Here is an 8621-nt window from a genome sequence, read left to right as displayed (position 1 = left end):
TTGAAGCTGGGTTACAAAGGTATTGCCCGGTATGCCCTGGTTATTGGTAACCCCATAACCAAGCCTCAGCTTCAATTCATTTATAGATTTAACGCCTTTCAAAAACGCCTCGTTATTAATTTTCCAGGCAAATGCTCCTGAGTAAGTATTTACCCAGCGATTGGTGTGGAAAAAATTTGATGAACCATCGGCCCGTAAATTAGCGGTAACCAGGTATTTATCATCCCATGATACATTGATACGGCCGAAATAAGATTCCTGCGCGGTGCCCGAACCATAATCCCCGCCGTTTCTGGCTGTGGTACCATCACCCGAATTAATAGCCTGTACGTTATTTGAAGGGAAATTTGACCGATAGGCGTATGCATTTTGAAAAGAACCAACCTGCGATTCGTGCCCCGCCAATAAATTGACATAATACCGGCTGAAATTGTGGTTATAAGTTAAAAAATTGCGTATTACCGTATAATCATTTTGACCCATTGATGTTGAGCCATAATTAGTGTTGTTAACGGTTTTGCCGAAGGTATAAGTTGGTGTAAAATTATCTTCTGTGTTAAAATCGAAATTGCCCGACACTTCGTTTCGTAAAGACAGGTCTCTGGTAAATTGTATTTCGGCGTATAAGTTGCCAAATATCTGCTTTCTTTTTCTAAGGTTTTTTATGATCTCGGCCATAGCCACAGGGTTAGGGGTAGAAAGCACCCAACCATTTGTGTTACTAATACCACCCCATGAGCCATCAAGGTTTTTCACCGGGATGTCGGGCGTGAGGTTTAGCGCCGAACCAATAACTCCCGAAGCCGTTGAATTTTGATTTTCGCTAACGCGGGCCAATTGAAGACTGGTTCCAATCTTAAGCCAGTTAGTAGTTTTGTTATCTAAATTTAACCGTACCGAGGCCCTCGTAAAATTAGATCCAATGGCTATACCTTCCTGGTTAAAATAAGAGGCCGACAGCAAATACTGCGTTCTGTCATCGCCGCCGCTCACGGTAAGGTTATGGTTGTTCATAGGAGCTTTGCGGAATAATTCCGCCTGCCAGTCGGTACCGGTACCTAAATACTTCGGATTGGCAAATTCTGGCCTTACATCAAAGCCCCATACTTGCCCTCTGGCATTAATGAAACCGGCATGTTCCTGCAGGTTCATTGTAGGAAGCCTTTTCGCTATCACCTGATATCCTGAATAGAAATCATAGGTTATTTGCGGTGCCCCCTGCTTTCCTCTTTTTGTGGTAATAACAATTACACCATTGGTTGCCTGCGAACCGTATATAGCCGTTGCCGATGCATCTTTCAATACATCTATTGATGCTATTTCGTTGGGGCTGATGGCGTTTAACGGGTTGCCGCCTTTACCCGGGTCACCTACCGGCGGGATAATAATACCATCAATTACGTACAACGGCGAGTTGGTGCCGCTTATTGACGATACACCACGTATCTGAATAGATACGCCCCCACCCGGCTGGCCCGACACTTGCTGAACCACAACACCCGCAACTTTACCCTGCAGGGCCTGGTCAAAAGTAGTTGGTTGCGTTTGGCGCAAATCGGTCCCCGATATTGAGCTTATAGACCCTGTAACGTCTTTTCTTCGTGCTTTGGCATAACCAACAACAACCACTTCGTTTAATTTACTGGATGTTGAATTGAGCCTGACATTAATTGCGCCGGCTTGCTTAACAGTTATTTCTTGTGGCGCATAGCCTAAAAAGTTAAAAACGAGTACCTTGCCAGGTTCAGCCGCTATGAAATAGCTTCCGTCAATACTGGATATAGCCCCGAAGCCCGTCCCTTTAATTTTAATGCTTACGCCTGGTATCGGCTGGCCATCGTCGGCGCTTGTTATTTTGCCCGTAATATTTACGGTTTGCGCATGGGCAGATATATAAAGAAATATACCCGCAATAATTAATGAAATCTGATATTTCACTCTCTTTTGTAAATTTTTATCCATCTTTTAAAAGGATTTTAAGGTTTGATAATTGGTACATTGTTTTTGGTTAGTGCTTAATTGGTTTTTCTCTCATTCATAATTTATTTTGTTATCGCATTTTAGATAGCCCAATACCCAAAGCAACCTTTGAAAACTACTTTACTGTTAGTTTCTTCACATGAAACGGCTGCCCGAACAATCAGTTAAAAAACTTCAGGTGCAGTCAGACGCATGTTTACTAATTCAAAAAAGTTAACTGTTGGTCCTATTGGTTATTGGTGGAACATTGGTCAAAAGCAGCGTCGTTTAAATACATTACTTTGAACTTATATTCTGGGGGATGAAACTATGATTGTTAAAAAGAAAGGAATAGCCGGTTTGATAACGAATATAGACGAGATGTTAACCACACATATAACTAACTTAAAATAAACAAGTTATGAATATTTTTTATTTCTATTTCGAGTTTTTATTTCTTTTTTTTGAAATATTGACTTGTGTAACAACAAAGAGGATCCTAATTGGCTGTTATAACGCAGCCAGAAAAGGCGGTGCTAAAAAATAAATCCGGAGAGAATTTAATTAACTATTCTTTTTCCTTCAGTTTCTGTTGGCGAATTGAACTGAGATAGGTTGAGGGAAGTATGTTATACTCATCCTTGAATAGCTTCGTAAAATATTTAGGTGTGTTAAAGCCAACTTCATAACAAATCTGGCTGATTGTCATTTGACTGTTCTCCAGCATATACATAGCTTTTTTCAATCTTATTGATCGAACAAATTCAATAGGCGGCTTAGCTGTAAGCATTAAAACTTTTTTATAAAGCGATACACGGCTCATGTTCATATGCCGGCTTATTTCTTCTATCGAAAGATTATAGTTTAAAATATTCTGCTCAACATATTCAACTATATTTCTTAAAAATTTCTCATCATCAGATTGAATGGCAACTTCTTGCAATTGCAAATCAATTTGTTTTTTATAAGTACGTTTAAAGTTATCCTGCAGGATTAGCAAATTTTTAATTTTTGAAAGGAGTATTTCAAAATTAAATGGTTTTGTCATGTAATCATTAGCGCCAATTTCCAGGCCCTTTATCTGTTCTTCATCACCCGTTAACGCGGTTAACAGCACAACAGGAATGTGCGAGGTACGTTTGTCGTTCTTTAGTTTTTTGCACAACTCAATTCCCGTCATCTCGGGCATGCTAATATCACTAACAATAATATCCGGATGTTGTGACAGGGCCTTTTGCCAGCCTTCCCTCCCATTCGAAGCTTCGATTAAAAAAAACACATCCTTTAAATTGTCTTTCAGGTAAAAACGAAAATCATCGTTATCCTCAACCAAAAGAACTACCGGCTTTTTATTTGATCGCGGCGGTTTGGTTACAGTTTTAATTTCATTGAGGCTTTCACTATCCTGATTCGTCAAATCGGTCTCATCGGCAGTTACTATATCAGTTTCCGGCCCGGCGTAGATGACAAAAGGTAATTTAACGGTAAAGCAACTGCCATGATCGGGCTCACTCTCAACTGTTAATTCTCCTCCATGCATCTTCACAAACTCATGCGTAATTGCGAGGCCGATACCGCTGCCCTGGTTAATCATCGATTCCGGAATGTCGTGTTGAAAAAAACGCTCGAAAATTTTACTTTGTTTTTCATGCGGGATACCAATACCTGTATCAATCACCTTAATTTCAAGCGGGGCATCGCCGGTTTCGCTATCTATATTAAGCAACAGGCTTACCTGCCCGCCAGGCAGTGTAAATTTAAAGGCATTTGACAGCAGGTTAAACAATATCCTTTCTACCTTATCATGGTCAAAACTGGTAAACAGCGAATTAGTCGAGGTATCAAAAATAAAATTAATCCCTTTTTGTTCGGCGATATCAGTAAATGAAAGGTATACCTCGTTGATGAACTTCACCATATCCCCTGGCTTGCTATGCAGTTTCAACTCCTGCACTTCCATCTTCCTAAAATCAAGCAACTGGTTTACCATGTTCAACAACCGCCTGGCGTTTTTTCCTATCATGCCCAGCTGTTGTTTCTGTTCCTGATCGGCGCGGGTAAGCATCTTTTCGACCGGTGCCATGATCAGCGAAATCGGTGTTCGGAACTCGTGGCTTACATTGGTCAAAAATTTGGTTTTCAACTGATCAAGATCCTGCATTCGCTTAATCTCCTGCCGCTCCTGTTCAATCATCAATTTTGCTTCCTGTTTTTCTTTCTCTGCTATAAATTTTTCTTTTTCTGCTATGAATTCCCTTCTTATTTTTTGTATTCCGCGCCGGCGTATAAAAAAGAGGATTCCGGTTATCAGCAACAGGTAAATGACATAAGCCAAAGTAGATTTCCAGAACGGGGGCAATACCTTAATTTTTAAAGAAATACTATGCGGACTCCAAACACCTTCAGAATTGGACACACGTACCTTAAAAGTATAATCTCCCCCATCCAGATTGGTATAACCGGCTTTTCGCGTTTTATTATCTACATTTACCCATGCCTTATTAAAGCCTTCCAGCATATACTGATATTTTACTTTACCCGGATTGATATAATCGAGGGCGGCAAATTCTATCGAAAAGATATTTTCGTCGTGATTAAGGACTATTGTTTGTACTACTGATATACTTTTTGGAAGGACAATATGGCCGTTAACCGCCTCATTTGCTGATATGCTCTTATTGAACAACTGAAAGTCGGTAAAAATTAATTGAGGCTTGGCGGTATCGGGTTCAATACTTGCGGGGTCGAACAGATTAAAACCATCTGGACCTCCAAATATCAATTCACCGGCGCGTGTTTTTAAAGCTGCATTTCTGTTGAACTCCCGGCCCTGCAAGCCATCTGTATCGTCAAAGCTGTCGAAGTGAAAATTAAAAGCATCAGCTGTTGGTGTTAACCTAACGCGGGCTAACCCGTTCGAAGTGCTTAACCACATTACCCCTTTGTTATCCTCCAACGTATTGGTCACTGAATTAGCCGGGAGCCCGTTTTTTTTTGTCAGCGAGATAATAGTGTTTGTTTTACGATTCAAAACACTCAACCCGCCCGCGGTCGCTATCCATATCAAACCCCGGCTATCCTCATTGATATTGCTTATTTCATTGTCAATTAAACCATCTCTTGCGGTATAGTGGCTTACCCGCCGGCCGTCCTTCCATATAACATCTACCACCCATCCTCCCCCTATCCAGATATTGCCTTGTTTATCCTCGAAGATTGAGAATATTATAGTAGAACTGATATCAGCCTCCGTTAATGGATGGTAAAATATTTTTTTTTCACGGTCGAAAATTTCGAGGCCCCCAAAAAGCGTTCCTATCCACAAACGGTGAGACGAGTCTTCCAAAATGCTAAATACCCGGTTATCAGCAATACTGGTGGCCACTTTATCGTTGTGTTTATAATGGCTAAACGTTTTCCCGTCAAAGCAATCCAAACCGCCAAAATAGGTACCTATCCATAATTTTTGGTCATGATCTATACAAAGGCTAATAATTACATCGCTCGATAAGCTGTTGCCATCGTTAGGATTGTTTTTGTATTGGGTGTATACGCCCGTTTTGCGATTAAAATAAATGAGGCCGCCGCCATTGGTGCCGATCCATAAATTCCCCAGTTTATCTTCTACAAATTTATTGATATCGTTAAACTTTAAACTAGCCGGATCAGAATCTAAATGCCTGAAAAGCGGGAACTTGATAATATTTTTATGGTAATAACTTATTCCCTTTTTATTAGTACCGGCCCATATAATACCTAAGTTATCCTTATAGAGTGTTGCTGTGTTTTGCCTTAATGAGGTAGGGTCATCTCCCTTATTTAGCAGATAGGCGATTGTCCCATTCTTTTTATCCAGCACATTCACCCCGCCATGATCAGTTGCAATCCATATTAAGCCATCATTAGCCTGAACAATGTTGGTAATAAGGTTCGTTTTTAACTTTATCCCGGATGATTCTTTATCAATATGCCTGAAAGTCCCTGTTGAAGGCCGGTAATAAGATAGGCCCAAATCATTGTACGGCAAGTAAAACCATAAATCACCATCGCGGTCGACGAGCAGTGCATAACGATCTTTCTTATTATTAGCTACCTTGTTAAATATGCTGGTGCGATAGCTGATCCTGTTAAGTTTAACATCAAGCATCTCCACCATTCCGTCAGTATAAACTATCCAAATATTGCCTTTAACGTCAGACGTGATATCCGCAATGGAACCTGGGTATAACGAGGAAACCCCGTTAACACTGTGAAAATAACGCGTCGTCTTTTTGCTTATGGCGTTATATCTGTAAATGCCCGAATCAGCATATAAAAACCAAAAGTCTGTAGCGCTGCTGCGTTCAATTTTTTGAGGATCATTAACGGGTAGCTTCAAAGGACGTGACAATAATGACATATCATTATTAAACCGTTCGGTTTCCGGATCATAGAAACAGAAGCCGGGAGGAGTTGATATCCATAATTTTTTATCAGGGCCTTCAAAAATGCTTCTTATATAATCGAAATTAATAGAATTTTTGTTACTTGCGTCGTGCCTGAATACTTTAAAGTTATAACCGTCATACCTGTTGAGACCGGAAGAAGTACCAAACCACATAAACCCCTCAGAATCCTTAAAAATACTGGTGATCTGGCTGTGCGACAGTCCGTTACTTATATCAAGGTGCGAAAATCGGTATTGATTGCTTTGCGCAAAATTGTTCGTGTAAGCAAAAAACAACACTGAAACAACAATATAAAATTTTACACGCATCAAAATTCAGTTGAGATCTTCGAGATCATGAACCTGGCCCTTAGCAAGCCGGTACACTAAGATAGCATAAAAGTAAGATAAATTCGTAATTAACAACGTAAAGTGGCAATTCCTTATCTAATCACCAGAAGATAAAAAGCCTACCTCTGTTGCCGATGCTATGGTTCAGGGCATGCCTGAACTACTTCCGGGGGAGAGAGGATAATATTTAAAATTAATAGCACAAGGTAAAGGAAGTGAAATTCCTAGTTATTATGATGGCGCCATGAAATTGTACGTGCCAAACACCCTTAAACCTATTGAAACAAAATAAATGTAAATTACTTATTGCTAATTGAATAAAAAATATAAAACGACAATAATCGCAATTGTAAAAAACAACCATTTTCGGAGGTTTCGTTCGTTATGGATTGCTTCATTTTGACTCGCTGAATTAAGTCGATCGTTATTAAGTTGATCTTTTATTTGAGATAGTTTATTGTTCCATAATTTATCATCACTATGCTTTAACAAGGTTTGAAAATCCCATTTCTCAATATCATAAGTATAATCAACAAAAATGACCTCATTTTCTTCATTAAATTCAATTTTGTTTACGACACCAACTCTGCTGCATTCAATATGCCAATTAAAATTGTATTCTCGTATTCTGTACCAATATGAATAATCAGCATCGGGATTTAATTGCTCATAGTAATATTTCTTTCCATTTTTGCCAATCGTAACCTTCGCTATGCCCCGTTGCATTACCATATATAAAAATTTCGTTAATCGGTAGAAATGGAAATTCTGCAAAATAGGTTATAACTTGACATTCTAAATTTCATGAACAAAGTCATTTATTATCTTTTCTGTTTCCATTGTACTAAAAATCTGCTCGCGAACAAAAGCCATGTAACCTTCCGGTTGAACAGGAGTTCTTTGAATAATACTTATAATATTTATGTCGCTCTGAAAAATTTCCACACTTGATTTGCAACCTTCTGTAAATTTTTCATTGTTATAAGTTTTAAAGTATATCGTGAATTCGTAATTTCCTGGAACTATATCAAATCTCTTGTTTAAATCAGTTTGCCTATAATATAAAGATTTAAAAGCACTCTCTTTTGCCTTTACGATAGTTGGCTTATATGATGTTCTTTGCGGTTGATCCGATGGGGCAGAACTGAATTGCCGATCTATGACTTCTAAAAAAGTCCTAAATTCCAATTTTTGGTCACTTGCTTTATTTCTCATAATAATAATTAGGTCTTCAACCACTCCTGATTTCGCGCCATTATTATAAAAAGCATGATCAATAGTTATCGTATAGAGACCATCAACAAGATTATAAGCATCGCCAGCTATGGTTATTCTCTTAGGATTATATAAAATAATTTTGGACGGTTTTAAAGTATTATACCAAACCACAATTAGTGATAAAATAAGAGAGACGGAGGAAATTGTTAATGAAATTATTAAAGGTAATTGATTGTTTGATGTGGCATTAGAGCCATTATTAGCATTTTGGCGTTGTTTGTCTATGCTTATTTTTTATTTAATTCCTGTTTCCGTAAATCGACTGTGGCTTTAGTAGAATCAGCTAATTTCTTTTGAATTGATTGTCCTGTGATAGTACAACTAAAGAATAGCAATATTGAAATTAATAAGTATTTAAGGTGCATAATCAGTTTTTGAGTAAAAGTAATTAATAAAAATCAAGAGGAACGACAGAGAAAATCAGCATTTAAGGGTCTTTGTTGGTTTACTTCCCGATACAAAACTTGCTAAATATATTTTCCAGCAAATCATCCGTAGTAACTACGCCTGTAATTTCACCGAGGTAGTGCAGGGCCTGCTTAATATCCATCGACAGAAAATCGGAAGTAATGCTGCCATCAATACCGCCTAAAACCCTTACCAGCGC

At 38.6% G+C, this 8621-nt stretch carries 4 protein-coding genes and 1 pseudogene; all 5 read right to left on the bottom strand.

Annotated elements, in window-relative coordinates; all coding sequences use genetic code 11:
• The coding region (locus tag AC1DPZ_RS17335; protein ID WP_477405641.1) for a SusC/RagA family TonB-linked outer membrane protein at positions 1 to 1938 on the bottom strand (1938 nt) is incomplete at its 3' end.
• Between the two features lie 589 nt (positions 1939 to 2527).
• Entirely contained in the window at positions 2528 to 6715 is a 4188-nt protein-coding gene (locus tag AC1DPZ_RS17330) for a hybrid sensor histidine kinase/response regulator transcription factor (RefSeq protein ID WP_477405639.1), read from the bottom strand.
• A gap of 330 nt (positions 6716 to 7045) precedes the next feature.
• Positions 7046 to 7468: a hypothetical protein gene (locus AC1DPZ_RS17325; protein ID WP_477405637.1), complete on the bottom strand. Its 423-nt coding sequence runs from the start codon at positions 7466 to 7468 to the stop codon at positions 7046 to 7048.
• Positions 7469 to 7531: 63 nt separating this feature from the next.
• Positions 7532 to 8125 (bottom strand): hypothetical protein, encoded by a 594-nt coding sequence (locus tag AC1DPZ_RS17320; protein ID WP_477405635.1) that lies wholly within the window; start codon positions 8123 to 8125, stop codon positions 7532 to 7534.
• Between the two features lie 334 nt (positions 8126 to 8459).
• Positions 8460 to 8621: pseudogene (locus AC1DPZ_RS17315) on the bottom strand (tRNA uridine-5-carboxymethylaminomethyl(34) synthesis GTPase MnmE); the annotation flags it as partial.

The organism is Mucilaginibacter sp. P4_G9, from assembly GCF_056400985.1.
The sequence above is the reverse complement of the archived record's forward strand: the minus strand, read 5'-3'. Positions and strand labels throughout refer to the sequence as shown.

What these genes read in the sequence shown, in the direction of transcription:
- AC1DPZ_RS17325 (WP_477405637.1), bottom strand. Translation starts at nt 7,468, where the DNA reads ATGGTAATGCAACGGGGCATAGCGAAGGTTACGATTGGCAAAAATGGA.
- AC1DPZ_RS17330 (WP_477405639.1), bottom strand. Translation starts at nt 6,715, where the DNA reads ATGCGTGTAAAATTTTATATTGTTGTTTCAGTGTTGTTTTTTGCTTAC.